Genomic DNA, 16,914 nt, shown 5'->3' on the forward strand with positions numbered 1-16,914 from the left:
GTTGAAGCTGCTTGAATTAACTGGTAATCGTACGCAGACTGCGCAAAACAGCAATGTGAAGATGAATGTAAACAGCTTAGGTCTATTTCAGAACTGGCTCCTGTCGGAAATCACTTCTCCCCGGCAGCCCGGAGATGAAACAAAAACAAGTGACGCTGAGCTGAATGATGCTCTATCGAAAATCGGTGATTGGCTGAAAGCCGGCCCGGAAGATAAAGAATTGCAGCTAAAACAGCTGCTTGAGGCGGTAAAAGCTCTTGAAGGAAAGCAGACGGCTGAAACAGCTCTTCCTTTATTGAAACAGCTTGCCGAATCTGTTGAAGACATGTTAGCGGGAAAACAGCATGGGGCGAAGCCTGAAACGGATGAGCCGGATTCTTCCGCAAAAGACGGGGATTCCGTCAAGGATGCGCTTGAGAAGGGTCTGCTTTTCATTCATGAAGCCGTATCCCAGCTCTTCACATCTCAGCAGGAACTGCCGGACAGCGCGCAGGCAAAGGCGGTTTACCAGGAAGGCGCCCGTTTATTAGAGGCATTGAAAAAACAAGGCGTTCCGGACCGCGTAATTCAAGACCTGCGGCAGACATTTTTTCCGAAAAACGAATCTTCATCTAAACTTTACTCCATGACAGCCGCTGAGCTGAAGAGCTTTCAAAGCGTCGCGGAGCAGCTTGCGGGCCTCTCTCAAAAGGGAACAAAGGAATGGGATATGGCTGAAACTGAGCTGAAAGCTTTTGTGTTATCTCAATCATCTGAATCATCCCAAGAGTCAGCCGGGAAAACAGAACAGCAAAACGGCGGCACGGTTTCTCACGCAAAGGCGCCTGACAGCAAATTGTCTGCACATATCCTGTTTTCGGGAACGAGAAGCCTTGCCGGCATTCAGCAAACGTCCGCAGGAGCTGAACAGCAGCCGGCAGAAAATAAACCGTTAACGGATCAGGTCATCAGCGGCTGGAAACAGATGAAATACACGCCTTTCGGGAAAACAACCGGAAGCTTTACGATTCGTCTTAATCCCGAGAACCTCGGATTTGTCACAATTAAGGTGACAAACGAAAACGGGATGTTTCAAAGCAAAATAATCGCATCCAGCCAGTCCGCGAAAGAGCTGCTGGAACAGCATCTTCCTCAGCTGAAACAGTCGCTTCCGAATATGTCGGTCCAGGTCGACCGTTTTACAGTCCCGCTTCAAAGCGGGGATCAGCAGCCTGTTTACGGGCAGACGGCCGATCACAATAAACAGCAGCATCAGGGACAGAGAGAGCAGAAGAACCAGCAGCAGTCAGGCGATTTCGGAGATATGCTGGAGGAGCTTTCTCTCAATGAAATGGAGGAAGAATAGTTGACATCAGTAAACTCGGATTATGCCGCGGCGGGCGCTTCAACCACTTCAAGCGCGAAGAGCACCTCCGCAGTAAACAGCAGCACGAATTTAGGGAAAGACGAATTTCTGAAGATCTTAATGACACAGGTTCAAAACCAGGACCCGCTCAATCCGGTTGATGACAAAGAATTCATCAGCCAGATGGCGACATTTTCTTCATTAGAGCAAATGATGAATATGAATACGACGATGACTAAATTTGTAGAAAATCAAGATCCGTTTACGATGTATGTGAACTGGATCGGCAAAAATGTAACATTCAACGACAGCGACGGGAAGGACCAGACAAGCCCAGTCAATTCAGTCAAGCATTCAAACGGCAATTACGTGCTCGTGCTTGAAAATGGCAAAGAGGTCAGTCCGTGGAATGTCACGGCCGTCAGCGAAACATCTAAATAAAAAGAAACCCAGGGGGAATTTAACATGTTACGTTCATTATATTCCGGTATCAGCGGCATGAAAAACTTTCAGACAAAACTAGATGTAATCGGCAATAACATCGCCAACGTCAACACAGTAGGATTTAAGAAAAGCCGCGTTACATTTAAAGATATGATCAGCCAGACAGTCGCCGGCGGTTCAAACGTGACCAATTCAAAACAAATCGGCTTAGGTGCCGCGACTTCTTCCATTGATGTCGTTCATTCAACCGGCGCCCCGCAGGCTACACAGAATAAAACCGACCTAGCCATTGACGGAGACGGCTACTTTCAGATTAATACAGGCGCGGGAATTGTTTACACACGTGCGGGGAATTTCGGAAAGGACAATCAAGGGAACCTTGTTACGACTGACGGGTACTACCTTGAAAAAATCGGCGGCGGCAAAATCAATATTCCGACTGATGCGAAAGATTACAGCATCGGTGCAGACGGAACGGTTACATACACTGATGCAGGGGATGAGGTTCATGATGCCGGACAAATCGGTCTGGTCACGTTCCCTAACAGCGCCGGTCTGGAAAAAATCGGAGGAAACCTTTACAGAGAATCATTAAGTTCAGGAGCTGCGAGCGCAGTCACCACTCCGGGCGAAAACGGAACGGGTAAGCTTTTGGCAGGCTATCTTGAAATGTCAAACGTAGATCTGACAGATGAATTTACCGAAATGATCGTTGCTCAGCGCGGTTTCCAATCAAATTCAAAAATCATTACGACTTCAGATGAAATCCTTCAGGAGCTGGTTAATCTGAAACGGTAAGGAGGGAGGAGAGGCGGTTAGGCCGCTTCTCCGGATTGCATGATTCAAGTCACCCGTTTAAACGGCCAGCCTTTTACGCTGAACGCGCTGTTTATCGAACAGATTGAGTGCTTCCCCGACACGACGATTACACTGTCCAACGGCAAAAAGTTCGTAGTGAAAGAACCGGAAGAAGCAGTTCTCAAAAAAGTCATATCGTTTTACCATAGCATACAAATATTTTCACTGGATCAGGGAATAGAGGAAGAAGAATGAAGAAAAAATTAGTCATCATTTTGCTGATTATTTTAATTGTCATCGCCGGCCTCGGAACGGCAGCATATTTTGTCGTCAGCGGAAATTCCGGCAAAGACAAAAAGCCGACAATTGACGAAGTCGTTGCAGCCACTGTGTCTGTCGACGATATTACGACAAACTTAAAGTCTGACAGCATCATCCGTATCGGCATCAAGCTTGAAACCGACTCGGCTAAAGCGAAGGAAGAACTTGAAAAACGCGATTTTCAGGTGAAAGACAACATCATTTCCATTTTAGCCGACACAAGCGCCGGAGAGATTGAGGGAGATAAAGGAAGAGAAGCGTTTAAACAATCATTAAAAGAGAAAGTAAACAGCTATCTCCAAGAAGGAAAAGTTCAGAAAGTGTACATTACCTCCTTTAATCTGCAATAAAAACAAATTTGACAGAATACGGAGGTGAAGAAAATGTCAGGAGAAGTTCTCTCCCAAAATGAAATAGACGCACTGCTTTCCGCCATTTCCACGGGTGAGGCGGATGCGGAAGAGCTGAAAAAAGAAGTTAAAGAGAAAAAAGTAAAGGTATATGATTTTAAACGGGCTCTCAGATTCTCGAAAGATCAGATACGCAGTTTAACCCGGATACATGATAACTTTGCGAGGCTTCTCACAACACACTTTTCCGCCAAGCTCAGAACGTATATTCATATATCTGTCAGCTCAGTTGACCAGGTGCCATATGAAGAATTTATCCGTTCCATACCGAACATGACGATTTTAAATTTATTCGATGTTCATCCGATGGAAGGCAGAATCATGATGGAGGTTAATCCCACCATCGCATACGCAATGCTTGACCGCGTCATGGGAGGCATCGGCATCACTCATAACAAAGCTGACAGCCTTACGGAAATTGAAACGAATATTATTTCTAACTTATTTGAAAATGCACTGGGCAACTACAAAGAAGCTTGGCAATCGATTGCTGATATTGACCCTGAAATGACTGAATTTGAAGTGAATCCTCAGTTTGTACAGATGGTTTCCCCAAATGAAACAGTCGTTGTCATTTCTCTCAATACACAGATAGGTGAAATCAGCGGTGTCATTAACCTTTGTATTCCCCATGTCGTACTTGAGCCGATTATCCCTAAGCTTTCCGTACATTATTGGATGCAATCAGACCGGAATGAAGCGAAGCCCGAAGAAACGAAGTTGCTTGAAAAGCGCATCATGACGGCTCAAATTCCCGTTGTGGCTCTCTTGGGCGCTTCTGAACTGACAATAGAAGAATTTTTAAGTTTGGAAGTCGGGGACTGTATAACTCTGGACAAATCAGTGACTGATCCTCTTACTGTATTGGTCGGAAACAAACCGAAGTTTTTAGGGCAGGCCGGCCGGGTGAATCGAAGACAGGCAGTGCAAATTTTAGATCACGACATAAGAGGTGAACAAGATGAACAATAGATTATCTCAAGATGAAATCGATGCTCTTCTTAACGGCACAAGCAGTCAATCAGAGGATACAGAACAGCCTCAAGGGGCGAACTTGTCTGAACTTGAGCGCGATGCGATCGGAGAAATCGGGAATATTTCGTTCGGCAGCTCGGCTACGGCGCTGTCCACTCTTTTAAATCAAAAAGTGGACATTACGACGCCGAGTGTGACCGTCATTTCAAAAAGTAAAATCAGTGATGAATTTCCTCATCCGTATGTTGCCATTGAAGTGAACTACACAGAAGGCTTTGACGGCAGCAATTTGCTCGTCGTCGAACAAAGCGACGCGGCCATCATCGCGGATTTGATGATCGGAGGGGACGGCCGGGGCGCCGATCCGTCACTCGGTGAAATCCACCTGAGCGCCGTGCAGGAAGCAATGAATCAAATGATGGGCTCGGCTGCTACGTCAATGTCGACCGTGTTCAGTAAAAAGATTGACATTTCTCCGCCAAGGGTTGAACTTCTGGATGTTACGGAAGAAAAAGGGACCGACAGAATACCTGAGGATGACCTGCTCGTAAAAGTGTCATTCCGTCTGAAAGTCGGCGAATTAATCGATTCGAGCATCATGCAGCTTTATCCGATTACGTTTGCGAAAGATCTGATCGCAGACCTGATGACTGCAGACCAGCATGAGTCAGAGGCCGCAGAAACCGTATCAGAACCTCAGCAAACATACGAAACGCCGCAGCCGGAACCTGCCATGCAGCCGGAGCCGCAGGCAAAACCCGAGCTTCCGAAGAGACAGGGAACCGCAAAAAAAGCTGCTCCTGTTCAAGTCGCTCCGGTAGAATTCCAGGCGTTTGATCATAACGAAGCGGCGCAAGGATCAAGGAATAACCTTGATATGCTGATGGATATTCCGCTTTCCGTTACGGTTGAGCTTGGCAGAACGAAGAGAAGCGTCAAAGAAATCCTTGAACTTTCTGCGGGAAGCATTATTGAGCTTGACAAGCTGGCTGGTGAACCTGTTGACATCCTGGTCAACCAGCGGATCGTGGCAAAGGGCGAGGTCGTTGTCATAGAAGAAAACTTCGGCGTGAGAGTCACTGATATTTTAAGTCAGGCAGACCGCCTTAACAATTTAAAATAAGCGAACATAGAGGAGAGAAACAGATTATGGCACACAGAATTTTAATTGTAGACGATGCAGCATTTATGAGAATGATGATCAAAGATATTTTAGTGAAGAACGGTTTTGACGTTGTAGCTGAAGCTTCAGACGGAGCGCAGGCAGTCGAAAAATTCAAAGAGCATTCCCCCGACCTAGTGACAATGGATATTACAATGCCTGAAATGGACGGGATTACAGCTTTAAAGGAAATTAAACAAATCGATCCGCAGGCGAAAATCATCATGTGTTCGGCTATGGGCCAGCAGTCAATGGTTATTGACGCGATTCAAGCCGGCGCAAAAGACTTTATCGTGAAACCGTTCCAAGCGGACCGCGTGCTTGAAGCTATTAATAAAACATTAAGCTAAAGGGTGTACGACTGTTGAAAAAGAGTCATGGTTTACTAGCTTTGATTTGTTGTTTCGTTTTACTCAATGTACATCCGTTCCCTGCTTTTGCGGCGGAGTCTGACAATTCCACCGTCAACGAATGGTTTGACAAACAATCAACAAACAAAACAGAGAAAAAAAGCGATACATCGAAACAAACGGCTGATCAAGAGATAGGGGATGCTTCTGCATCTTCTGTCTCCGCTTTTGATTTTGTAAAGATGATTGGGGCGTTATTATTCGTCATTCTGCTGATCTATGGATTTGTCAAACTGATGAATAGAAGAAACCGTCTGCTGAAGCCGTTTCAATATGTAGAAAATATCGGCGGAACGTCAGTCGGCCAAAACCGTTCCGTGCAGCTGATTAAAGTGGGAAACAGCGTTCTCGTAGTCGGTGTGGGCGAAACGATACAGCTTTTAAAAGAAATTGAAGATGAAAAAGAGCGCGAGGCGATTCTGAGCCAATACGAAGAGTCGATGTCTTCAAAAGTGGAATGGACCAAGCTCGTAAATCCGCGTAAGGATGGAGAAAAAAAGCCGCAAACGATGCTTCCGTCGTTTTCAAAAGCGCTGAAAGAACAGCTGAACGAGCTGAAACAAAGCCGTTCTGAAGGAAAGAAGAAAGGCCCTTATCATCATGAATGAATTTATTAATCTTTTTAATTCAAGCAGTCCGACCGAAGTCAGCTCCACTGTTAAATTACTGCTGCTTTTGACTGTCTTTTCAGTGGCGCCGGGGATTCTGATTTTGATGACCTGCTTTACGAGAATCGTCATCGTTCTGTCTTTTGTAAGAACCTCACTGGCGACGCAGAACATGCCTCCCAACCAGGTTTTAATCGGCCTTGCGCTGTTCTTGACGTTTTTTATTATGGCGCCGACTTTTTCAGAGATTAATAAGGAAGCCTTAACGCCGCTGATGGACAACAAAATCAGTCTCGATGAAGCATATACAAAAGCCGAGAAGCCGATTAAAGAGTATATGAGCAAGCATACAAGGCAGAAGGATCTGGCGCTGTTTATGAACTATGCCAAAATGAAAAAACCTGAATCGATTCAGGATATTCCTTTGACGACGATGGTGCCCGCTTATGCGATATCAGAACTCAAAACCGCTTTTCAAATGGGCTTTATGATTTTTATTCCGTTTTTAATTATCGATATGGTCGTGGCGAGCGTCTTAATGTCAATGGGAATGATGATGCTACCGCCGGTTATGATCTCTCTGCCCTTTAAAATATTGCTTTTCGTTTTGGTCGATGGATGGTATTTAATCGTGAAATCTTTGCTTGACAGCTTTTAGGGTAGGTGCTAATTGTGAGTTCAGAATTTGTAATTTCCATGGCGGAAAAAGCCGTATATGTAACACTAATGATCAGCGGGCCGCTGCTTGCGATCGCGCTGATCGTCGGTTTGCTCGTCAGTATCTTTCAAGCGACAACTCAAATCCAGGAACAGACGCTTGCGTTCATTCCGAAAATCGTGGCGGTGATGCTTGGACTGATCTTTTTCGGTCCTTGGATGCTGTCGACGATTCTTTCGTTCACAACTGATCTGTTCTCTCATCTGAACCGATTTGCAGGGTAGAATCAAATGAATTCCATCATTGATTTGTTTCCCGCTTTTTTATTGGTCTTTATCAGAATCTCTGCTTTTTTTGTAACGGTGCCGGTGTTCGGACATCGGAATCTGCCGGCGGTTCACCGAATCGGCTTTGCTTTTTTTCTTTCGGTGATCTGCTTCAGCACGCTGAAACATGCGCCGGAAATAGAAATAGGGGAACAGTATATGCTGCTTGTCATAAAAGAGGCCGTTGTGGGCTTGAGCCTCGGGCTGATTGCTTTCATGATGATGACAGCCATTCAGATAGCAGGTTCCTTTATTGATTTTCAGATGGGCTTTTCCATCGCCAATGTCATTGATCCGCAATCAGGAACGCAAAGCCCGCTGATCGGACAATTCGTTTATACGCTGGCGCTGTTATTTATGCTCAGCGTAAACGCCCATTATCTTTTATTGGACGGGATTTATTACAGCTTTCAGTATATCCCGCTTGATCAGGCATTTCCGTCGTTTGGAAATGATCACTTTGGACTTTTTATCGCAAAAAGCTTCAATGCCATGTTTATTATCGCTTTTCAAATGTCTGCGCCGGTTGTGGCCAGTCTGTTTTTAGTTGATTTGGCGCTCGGCATTGTGGCGAGAACGGTGCCGCAGCTGAATGTTTTCGTTGTCGGGCTTCCTCTGAAAATAGCCGTGAGCTTTATTATGCTGATCGTTTGTATGTCGGTGATGTTTGTCGTCGTCCGCAACATCTTCAGCCTTACCGTTGAAACCATGCGGAATCTATTGGCATTGGTCGGTGTGACATGATGAGACTCAGACTGAATCTGCAATTCTTTGCCGGTGAAAAAACGGAGAAAGCCACTCCGAAAAAACGGAAGGATACAAGAAAGAAAGGACAGGTCGCGAAAAGTACGGATGTGAATACAGCCGTTTCTTTACTGATTATCTTTCTTTCGCTGATCGCGCTCGGTCCTTACATGCGGGACAGGCTGCTGTCTTTTATTAAAACGTTTTATACGAAATCGATAACATTACATCTGTCAGCATCTGTCGTGCATGAACTGTTCGTGGATACGGTGAAAGATATCAGCCTCATCCTCGCGCCGATTATGCTGGTCGCGCTTGTGGCAGGTGTCGTGAGCAATTACATGCAGGTGGGTTTTCTGTTTTCTGCGGAAGTGCTCAAGCCTGACTTGAATAAGCTCAGCCCGCTGAAAGGATTTAAGCGGATTTACAGCATGAGGGCGATTGTTGAACTGGTCAAATCCATTTTGAAGATTACCGTGGTCGGTTTTGCCGCCTTTATGGTGCTCTGGCTTCATTATGGCGATATTCTCCGCCTTCCGCTTTTAACGCCTGCGGAAGTGCTCACTTTCGTTTCTAAGCTCACGCTTTGGATGGGGCTTGCGGGATCAGGGGCTTTAATGCTGCTGGCCGGGCTTGATTATTTATATCAGCGTTTTGACTATGAGAAAAATATCAGAATGTCAAAGCAGGATATAAAAGATGAATACAAAAAATCGGAGGGTGATCCGATTATCAAGTCCAAAATTAAGCAGAAGCAGCGGGAAATGGCGATGAGGCGGATGATGCAGGAAGTGCCGAAAGCGGATGTCATCATTACCAACCCGACCCATTATGCGATAGCTTTAAAATATGATGAAAAGAAAATGGACGCTCCTTACATTGTTGCCAAAGGGGTCGACCATCTCGCATTAAAAATCAGGCAGATCGCCAAAGAACACGATGTCATGACGATTGAAAACAGGCCGCTCGCGCGTGCGTTATATGATCAGGTTGACATTGACCAGGCCGTGCCGGAAGAGTTTTTCAAAGTCATTGCGGAAATTTTGGCTTATGTATATAAAACGAAACAAAAAGTATAGTGAATTTCAGATTCAAAAGGAGAGAAAAACAGCATGTCAACAAGAGATTTATCGGTTTTAATAAGTGTTGTCCTCATTGTGGCAATGCTGGTGATTCCATTCCCTCCATGGTTGTTAAGTATTTTGATCATCATTAATATCTCTCTTGCGTTGATCGTGCTTCTCACCACAATGAATATGCAAGAACCGCTGCAATTCTCGATATTCCCGTCATTGCTGCTGTTATTGACGCTGTTTCGGCTTTCGCTCAATGTGTCGACGACACGTTCGATTCTTTCTCACGGAGAAGGGGGAAAGGTTGTTGAGACATTCGGGAATTTCGTTGTCGGCGGAAATGTGCTGGTAGGGCTTGTTGTCTTCATTATCTTGATTATTATTCAGTTTATCGTCATTACAAAAGGCGCCGAGCGGGTATCGGAAGTGGCGGCGAGATTTACGCTCGATGCGATGCCCGGAAAGCAAATGAGTATTGACGCGGATTTAAATGCCGGCATGATTACGGAGCAGGATGCAAAGCACAGACGTGAAAAAGTCGGCCGGGAAGCGGATTTTTACGGCGCCATGGACGGTGCGAGCAAATTCGTCAAAGGGGATGCCATCGCGGGTATCATCATCGTGATGATCAATATTATTTTCGGAATTGTAATCGGCATGCTGCAGCAGGGGATGAGCATACAAGAAGCTGCGTCTCACTTTACAATGCTGACGGTCGGTGACGGTATCGTTTCTCAAATGCCGGCCTTGCTCATTTCAACGGCTACGGGGATTGTCGTGACGAGAGCGGCATCTGAAGGAAACCTCGGTCATGATATTACAGGCCAGCTGTTTGCTTATCCGAAGCTCTTATATGTAGCCGCGGGAACTGTACTTTTGCTCGGTCTTCTTACACCGATCGGCATTCTGCTGACGGGGCCGATCGCCGGTCTGCTTGCATTCGGCGCTTATACGCTGTCCAAAGCGGATAAGCCGAGCGAAGAAGAGGAAGAAATTCTTGAAGAAGAGGCTCAGGCGGATGAACTGAAAAGCCCGGAAAGCGTTGTGCAGCTTTTACATATTGATCCGATTGAATTTGAATTCGGATACGGACTCGTGCCGCTTGCAGACGCGGGGCAGGGCGGTGATCTTCTTGACCGCATCGTCATGATCAGACGTCAGCTTGCGCTTGAATTGGGACTTGTCATTCCGGTTGTGCGCATCAGGGATAACATCGCGCTCCAGCCGAATGAATACAGATTGAAAATTAAAGGCAATGAAGTCGCTAAAGGAGAGCTCCTGCTGGATCATTACTTAGCGATGTCACCGACGCCTGAAGATGACGTCATTGAAGGAATTGAAACGATTGAACCGTCGTTCGGACTCCCCGCAAAATGGATCAGCGAAGCTGCAAAAGATGAAGCGGACATGCTGGGGTATACAGTTGTTGATCCGGCGTCAGTCGTATCTACGCATATTACAGAAAAAATTAAGCAGCATGCCCATGAACTGGTCGGCAGACAGGAAACAAAGCAGCTGATCGATCATCTGAAGGAAAATTATCCTGTGCTTGTTGAGGAAGTCACGCCAAACCCTCTTTCTGTCGGCGATATTCAAAAGGTGCTTGCCAAATTGCTGAGAGAAAAAGTTTCAATCAGAAACTTGGTGACCATTTTTGAAACTCTTGCCGATTACGGGAGATTAACGACAGATTCAGATCTTTTGACAGAATACGCGAGACAGTCGCTTGCCAAACAAATCACGGCACAATATGCGAGAGAGCATGAAACGCTGAAGGTCATCACATGCTCAGGCCGGGTGGAAAAAGCGATTGCAGACGGGGTTCAGCAGACTGAACAGGGCAATTACCTGTCACTCGACCCTGAGGTTTCAGACAGCATCATCCGTTCTGTCGCTAAAGAAGCCGAGCAGCTTTCCATCCGTCAGGAGTCGGCGATTCTTCTTTGCTCGCCTGCTGTCAGAATGTATGTTAAACAGCTGTTAGAACGCTATTTCCCTGATCTTCCGGTTCTTTCTTATAATGAGCTGGAAGCAAATGTTGAAGTACAGAGCATTGGAGTGGTGGATATTTAATGAAAATAAAAAAATTTACAGCCGCTTCAATGCAGGATGCCGCGAAGCAAATCAAAAAGGAACTCGGCAATGATGCCGTTATTTTACATTCCAAACAAGTAAAGAAACGAAAATGGCTGGGGCTGCGGTCGCAGCAGGCCGTCGAAGTGATAGCGGTTTTAGATCGTGACGTCAGGGAAGCGAGAAAAACGCCGCCGGCTGCCGCTGAAGAAATGAAAAAGACGGAAACGGCGGAGAAAGCTGAGCCTGTTCAGCCGCCGCGTCTTCCGGATCAAAGCATTTCCGGCGAACTGGCGCATTTTAAAGAAGTGCTCCCTGAACCATTAAAAAAAGCCGAGAGACTATTGAAGCAAGCCGGGCTTCCTGATCATACGCAAAACGCCGTACTCAGTGAATTGCTCCGTTCTTCAATTGTTTCCGGAGATTTAACTGAAGATAATGTCAGCTCAAAACTGCAGGATTTGTTAGTGAAAAAACTCCCTTCGGCAGACAGGTGGCAGGAAGGGATTCAATCAAAATACGTCGTGCTTTTCGGTTCAACCGGGGCCGGCAAAACGACTACACTTGCGAAACTCGCGGCCTCATCAATGCTGACAGAGCATAAAAAAATTGCCTTTATGACGACGGATACTTACCGGATTGCCGCGGTCGAGCAGCTGAAGACATATGCGGAGCTGCTTCAGGCTCCTCTTGAAGTATGCTATTCAAAGGAAGAATGTCTGAAGGCACTGGAAAAATTCGCTGAATATGACCATGTTTTCATTGATACAGCCGGTAGAAACTTTAAAGAAGAGCATTATATTACGGAATTACAAGAGATGATTCCGTTTGAATCAGGCTTACAATCCTTTCTCGTATTATCGGCATCTGCAAAGTATGAAGATATGAAACAGGTACTGAAACAGTTTTCAGGTGTGCCGATCAATCAATTCATTTTCACGAAAACGGATGAAACCGCCTCACTCGGCTCCGTGTTTCAAGTGCTGTCGGAATCAAGAATCGGCGCCGCCTATTTGACAAATGGACAGGATGTGCCTGAAGACATCCTATCGGCTTCACCAAAAGAGTTTGTAAGGATGCTTTTGACATGAAACCCGATCAGGCAGAGTCATTAAGAAAGAAAATGAGAGAGCGGCAAATGATCAAGCCGGAGCTTTATGAGAAAAAAGCGAAGACATTAGCCGTCATCAGCGGTAAAGGCGGCGTCGGAAAATCTAATTTAACATTAAACATGGCAGTTGCCCTGCAGGAAAAAGGAAAAAAAGCACTCATCATTGATCTTGACATCGGAATGGGCAACATTGATGTGCTGATCGGCGCTGCTTCTTCCCGCACCATTATTGATGTGATGGAGAATCGGCACGCGTTGGCGCAATCACTTTCCTCCGGTCCGAAAGGCCTTCGCTACATATCCGGCGGAACGGGGCTTGAGGCGATCTATCAAGCAGACGGAGAGAAGTGGACGGCTTTTATGAATGGTCTTTCCGCTGTATTAAGCGATTTTGATTACGTTCTGTTTGATATGGGAGCGGGACTTTCAAAAGAACAGCTGCCGTTTATTTTATCGGCGGAAGACATTCTCGCCGTGACAACGCCTGAGCCGACGGCCATTATGGATGCCTATAGCGCGATCAAACATCTTTTGCTCGCGGATGAACGGCTGACCGTAAACATTGCCGTAAATCGCGCCCGCGCCCAAAAACAGGCGCTGGACACGTACAACCGCCTTTCTCATGCGATTCACACGTTTTTAGGCGCAGGGGTGCGTTTCGCCGGCTCCATACCCGATGACCCGCTAGTAAGTCAAGCCGTCATTGACCAGGTGCCTTTTTTAATAAAAAGTCCTCAAGCAAAAGCCAGCAGGTCCGTCCGTCTTCTGACGGATGTCTTGTTTCAAACGGAAGAAAACAAACCAAGAGAAGAGAAACCGGCATTTATTGAGAGATTATCTTCTTTTTTATTGAGGAGGACTTTACAGTGATTCGTGTGCTTGTCGTTGATGACTCAGCTTTTATGAGAAAGATGATTACCGATTTTCTGGCTGTGGAAGTGCAGATAGAAGTCATCGGGACAGCCAGAAACGGGGAAGAGGCGCTGAAGAAAATAGAGCTTCTTAAACCGGATGTTGTCACGCTTGATATTGAAATGCCGGTCATGAACGGAACGGATACATTACGGAAGATCATCAGCATATATAAACTTCCCGTAATCATGGTATCGAGCCAGACACAGCAAGGGAAGGACCGAACGATCAACTGTCTGGAAATGGGCGCTTTTGATTTTATCACCAAGCCTTCCGGAGCGATTTCACTTGATCTTTATAAAATTAAAGAGCAGCTGATTGAGAGGGTGATTGCAGCCGGGCTGTCCCGCGCACAAAAACCTGAGGCGGCAGTAAAAGAGTCTTCTATCCCGGAACGTCCGGCTTTGGCGGGATTTGAAAGACCGAAAGCAAAATCAGCCAAGCAGGCCGTATTCATCGCGACCTCTACTGGCGGACCGCGGGCTCTGCAAAAGGTGATTCCGAAACTGCCGAAGGATTTAAAGGCGCCTGTATTTGTCGTTCAGCACATGCCTGAAGGCTTCACCGCTTCACTTGCAGACAGACTCAACCATTTGTCAGATATTCAGGTCAAAGAAGCGGAAAACGGTGAAGAAGCGAAAGACGGATGGGTGTACATCGCGCCCGGCGGAAAAAATATGACGGTTGCAGAGGAAGGCGGAAGGCTCCGCATCATTCTTGACGTTCATGATACGGAAAGCCGGCATAAACCATCAGCCGATTATTTGTTTCGGTCGGCAAGCCGCTTATCCGATTACGAAAAGGTGGCCGTCATTATGACAGGCATGGGCAGCGACGGAACCGAGGGCGTAAAAGAAATGCTCAGAACAGGCGGCGTTAAAACGATTGCGGAATCGGACGAATCCTGTGTTGTGTTCGGAATGCCGAAGTCAGCGATAAAGGCGGGCCTCATTCATGAGATTAAACATGTGGAAGATATCGCGGCATCCATCACCGGATGTGTGAAAAAAGAGAGGGTGTGAATCAATTGGATATGAATCAATATTTAGATGTCTTTATTGATGAAAGTAAAGAGCACTTACAGACATGTAACGAAAAGCTGCTGCTGTTGGAAAAAGATCCGGCAGACCTTCAGCTTGTGCATGACATCTTCAGAGCTGCCCATACGCTGAAAGGCATGAGCGCAACGATGGGATATACAGATCTGGCGCATTTAACCCACCTGATGGAAAATGTGCTGGACGCTATCCGCAATGGAGAAATGCCAGTTACATCGGATTGGCTGGACGTGCTGTTTGAAGCGCTTGATCATCTTGAAGAGATGGTGCAGTCCATTATTGACGGTGGAGACGGCAAACGTGATATTTCTGAAGTGAGTGCGAAGCTCGACGTAAATGCGGTGCATGAGACTGCGGCTTCAGCCGAAACAGCAGAACCGCCGGCTTCAAAACAACAGGCTTCAACTGAATGGAATTATGATGAGTTCGAACGGACTGTTATTGAAGAGGCGGAAGAGCAAGGATTCAGCCGCTATGAAATAACGGTTTCCCTGAATGAAAGCTGCATGCTCAAAGCCGTGCGCGTGTACATGATATTTGAAAAGCTGAATGAAGCCGGGGAAGTCGCAAAAACGATACCCGCCGCGGAAGTGCTTGAGACGGAAGATTTCGGAACGGATTTTCAGGTGTGTTTCTTGACAAAGCAGCCTGCTGAAGAAATTAAAGAACTCATCAGCGGCATTTCAGAAGTGGAGAATGTCGAAATTTCTGCCGGTGCTCCGTTAAAAACGGCCGAAAAACCGCAAGCGGCTGAACCGGTGAAGGAAGATCCGGTTAAAAAGGCTGAGAAACAGCCTAAGCCGCAAGCGAAAACGGAAGAACAGCCGAAGCATCACAGCGGCTCGAAAACGATTCGCGTCAACATTGAAAGACTGGATTCTTCAATGAACCTTTTTGAAGAACTTGTCATTGACCGCGGACGTCTTGAGCAGATCGCCAAGGAGCTTGACCACAATGAGCTGACTGAAACCGTTGAACGCCTGACCAGAATCTCGGGCGACCTTCAGTCTATTATTCTTAATATGCGGATGGTGCCGGTAGAAACCGTCTTTAATCGTTTCCCGAGAATGATCCGCCAGCTTCAAAAGGAATTAAACAAGAAGATCGAATTGTCCATCATCGGAGCTGAAACGGAGCTGGACCGCACGGTGATTGATGAAATCGGCGATCCGCTTGTCCATTTAATCAGAAACAGCATCGATCACGGCATTGAATCGCCTGAAGTGCGGGTGAATAAAGGAAAACCGGAATCTGGCCATGTCGTGCTTAAGGCATATCACAGCGGCAACCACGTCTTTATTGAGGTTGAAGATGACGGAGCCGGCCTGAACAGAAAGAAAATTCTTGAAAAAGCGCTCGAGCGGAGTGTAATCACCGAACGTGATGCTGAAACGCTTGAAGATAATGAGATTTACGAGCTTATTTTTGCTCCGGGCTTCTCGACTGCCGATCAAATTTCTGACATTTCAGGGCGGGGCGTCGGCCTGGATGTCGTAAAAAATAAACTCGAATCACTCGGCGGCTCTGTCAGTGTCAAATCCGCGGAAGGCCAAGGTTCTCTTTTCAGTATCCAGCTTCCGCTGACACTTTCAATTATATCCGTTCTTCTCATTAAACTGGAAGAAGAGACGTTTGCGATACCAATTTCTTCTATTATAGAGACGGCTGTTATTGATAAGAAAGATATCCTGCAGACGCATGACAGAGAAGTGATTGATTTCAGAGGCCAAATCGTTCCGATCGTCTATCTGAAAAAAGAATTCGGCATTACGGATTCAAAACAGGATGCCGATCAGTTCCATGTAATCGTCGTGAAAAAGGGCGATAAATCCACTGCTTTTGTCGTGGACTCTTTTATCGGACAGCAGGAAGTCGTACTGAAATCACTCGGCGACTATTTAACGAACGTCTTTGCGATTTCCGGCGCTACGATTCTCGGAAACGGAGAAGTGGCGCTGATTATTGATTGTAATGCGCTGATCTACTAAAACGACACGAGGAGGTGCCCGAATGACTGCTGAAATCAAAACAGGTGAAAAAATGATTGTGTTTATGATAAACGGGAAAGAATACGCTATCTCAGTTTCCCAGGTGAAATCAATTGAAAAGTGGCAAAAACCGACGAGGGTCCCGGGTGTGGAATCTTATATCCGCGGCGTTATCAATCTGCGCGGAGTGATTACCCCGGTTCTTGATTTAAGAAAACGTCTGAATCAGCCTGAACAGGACATCACAGAAGAGACTCGGATTATCATCATTTCTTACCGTGACGCTGATGTCGGATGGGTCGTGGATGAGGCCAATGACGTCATCACCGTGCATGAAAATGAAATCGAATCCGCGCCTGAAAGCCAGACAAAGGAAACGGATGTGTGGATTAAACAGATCGTCAAGCAAGATAACAGGCTCCTCAATATTATCGATGCGCATGCGGTACTGGATAAAGGTGCTTCGGCATCTGCGTCCGGAGAGCCTAATGCTTAAAG

Annotated in this window: 19 protein-coding genes; all 19 read left to right on the forward strand. The window is 46.3% G+C overall.

Features of this window, described 5'->3' with window-relative positions:
* Nucleotide 1 precedes the first annotated feature (1 nt).
* The 19 genes from SB847_RS03815 to cheW are packed head-to-tail and all read left to right on the forward strand — an operon-like array spanning nucleotide 2 to nucleotide 16,912.
* Complete coding sequence (locus tag SB847_RS03815) at nucleotides 2-1,345, forward strand: flagellar hook-length control protein FliK (RefSeq protein WP_410562268.1); 1,344 nt, start codon at nucleotides 2-4, stop codon at nucleotides 1,343-1,345.
* The gene (flgD, locus tag SB847_RS03820; RefSeq protein WP_335494976.1) at nucleotides 1,346-1,786 is read left to right on the forward strand and encodes a flagellar hook assembly protein FlgD; all 441 of its coding nucleotides are present in this window, start codon (nucleotides 1,346-1,348) and stop codon (nucleotides 1,784-1,786) included.
* Nucleotides 1,787-1,810: 24 nt separating this feature from the next.
* The gene (gene flgG, locus SB847_RS03825; protein ID WP_007409783.1) at nucleotides 1,811-2,587 is read left to right on the forward strand and encodes a flagellar basal body rod protein FlgG; all 777 of its coding nucleotides are present in this window, start codon (nucleotides 1,811-1,813) and stop codon (nucleotides 2,585-2,587) included.
* Between the two features lie 39 nt (nucleotides 2,588-2,626).
* Complete coding sequence (gene swrD, locus SB847_RS03830; protein ID WP_003154243.1) at nucleotides 2,627-2,842, forward strand: swarming motility protein SwrD; 216 nt, start codon at nucleotides 2,627-2,629, stop codon at nucleotides 2,840-2,842.
* Nucleotides 2,839-3,258: a flagellar basal body-associated protein FliL gene (gene fliL / locus SB847_RS03835; RefSeq protein ID WP_014417773.1), complete on the forward strand. Its 420-nt coding sequence runs from the start codon at nucleotides 2,839-2,841 to the stop codon at nucleotides 3,256-3,258. The genes swrD and fliL overlap by 4 nt, the downstream gene beginning before the upstream one ends.
* Before the next feature lie 33 nt (nucleotides 3,259-3,291).
* A complete protein-coding gene (fliM, locus tag SB847_RS03840) occupies nucleotides 3,292-4,290 on the forward strand; it encodes a flagellar motor switch protein FliM (RefSeq protein WP_003154240.1) in 999 nt (332 codons plus the stop codon).
* Nucleotides 4,280-5,416, forward strand: a complete 1,137-nt coding sequence (fliY, locus tag SB847_RS03845) for a flagellar motor switch phosphatase FliY (RefSeq protein ID WP_015417472.1) — start codon at nucleotides 4,280-4,282, stop codon at nucleotides 5,414-5,416. The genes fliM and fliY overlap by 11 nt, the downstream gene beginning before the upstream one ends.
* 26 nt (nucleotides 5,417-5,442) lie before the next feature.
* Nucleotides 5,443-5,805, forward strand: a complete 363-nt coding sequence (gene cheY, locus SB847_RS03850) for a chemotaxis protein CheY (protein WP_003154238.1) — start codon at nucleotides 5,443-5,445, stop codon at nucleotides 5,803-5,805.
* Nucleotides 5,806-5,819: 14 nt separating this feature from the next.
* Nucleotides 5,820-6,473 (forward strand): flagella biosynthesis regulatory protein FliZ, encoded by a 654-nt coding sequence (fliZ, locus tag SB847_RS03855; RefSeq protein WP_003154237.1) that lies wholly within the window; start codon nucleotides 5,820-5,822, stop codon nucleotides 6,471-6,473.
* Nucleotides 6,466-7,131, forward strand: a complete 666-nt coding sequence (fliP, locus tag SB847_RS03860) for a flagellar type III secretion system pore protein FliP (protein WP_007409786.1) — start codon at nucleotides 6,466-6,468, stop codon at nucleotides 7,129-7,131. Before fliZ ends, fliP begins: the two co-directional genes overlap by 8 nt.
* 14 nt (nucleotides 7,132-7,145) lie before the next feature.
* Entirely contained in the window at nucleotides 7,146-7,415 is a 270-nt protein-coding gene (gene fliQ, locus SB847_RS03865) for a flagellar biosynthesis protein FliQ (RefSeq protein ID WP_003154234.1), read from the forward strand.
* 6 nt (nucleotides 7,416-7,421) lie between these two features.
* Nucleotides 7,422-8,201 carry a flagellar biosynthetic protein FliR gene (gene fliR, locus SB847_RS03870; protein ID WP_017417780.1) on the forward strand — a complete coding sequence of 260 codons (780 nt, stop codon included), beginning with the start codon at nucleotides 7,422-7,424 and terminating at the stop codon, nucleotides 8,199-8,201.
* The gene (gene flhB, locus SB847_RS03875) at nucleotides 8,201-9,280 is read left to right on the forward strand and encodes a flagellar biosynthesis protein FlhB (protein WP_410562260.1); all 1,080 of its coding nucleotides are present in this window, start codon (nucleotides 8,201-8,203) and stop codon (nucleotides 9,278-9,280) included. The genes fliR and flhB overlap by 1 nt, the downstream gene beginning before the upstream one ends.
* A 33-nt stretch (nucleotides 9,281-9,313) precedes the next feature.
* On the forward strand, nucleotides 9,314-11,347 hold the full coding sequence (flhA, locus tag SB847_RS03880) for a flagellar biosynthesis protein FlhA (RefSeq protein ID WP_410562257.1): 2,034 nt from the start codon (nucleotides 9,314-9,316) through the stop codon (nucleotides 11,345-11,347).
* On the forward strand, nucleotides 11,347-12,438 hold the full coding sequence (gene flhF / locus SB847_RS03885) for a flagellar biosynthesis GTPase FlhF (RefSeq protein ID WP_410562254.1): 1,092 nt from the start codon (nucleotides 11,347-11,349) through the stop codon (nucleotides 12,436-12,438). The genes flhA and flhF overlap by 1 nt, the downstream gene beginning before the upstream one ends.
* The gene (locus tag SB847_RS03890; RefSeq protein ID WP_038458030.1) at nucleotides 12,435-13,328 is read left to right on the forward strand and encodes a MinD/ParA family protein; all 894 of its coding nucleotides are present in this window, start codon (nucleotides 12,435-12,437) and stop codon (nucleotides 13,326-13,328) included. Before flhF ends, SB847_RS03890 begins: the two co-directional genes overlap by 4 nt.
* Nucleotides 13,325-14,392: a protein-glutamate methylesterase/protein-glutamine glutaminase gene (locus SB847_RS03895; protein ID WP_410562251.1), complete on the forward strand. Its 1,068-nt coding sequence runs from the start codon at nucleotides 13,325-13,327 to the stop codon at nucleotides 14,390-14,392. Before SB847_RS03890 ends, SB847_RS03895 begins: the two co-directional genes overlap by 4 nt.
* A gap of 5 nt (nucleotides 14,393-14,397) precedes the next feature.
* Nucleotides 14,398-16,416, forward strand: coding sequence for a chemotaxis protein CheA (gene cheA / locus SB847_RS03900; RefSeq protein ID WP_410562248.1), 2,019 nt, complete (start codon nucleotides 14,398-14,400; stop codon nucleotides 16,414-16,416).
* Nucleotides 16,417-16,438: 22 nt separating this feature from the next.
* Nucleotides 16,439-16,912, forward strand: coding sequence for a chemotaxis protein CheW (gene cheW / locus SB847_RS03905; protein ID WP_003154225.1), 474 nt, complete (start codon nucleotides 16,439-16,441; stop codon nucleotides 16,910-16,912).
* Nucleotides 16,913-16,914: the final 2 nt, after the last annotated feature.

It is taken from the genome of Bacillus sp. SIMBA_026 (genome assembly GCF_046535335.1).
Lineage (GTDB): Bacteria > Bacillota > Bacilli > Bacillales > Bacillaceae > Bacillus > Bacillus velezensis.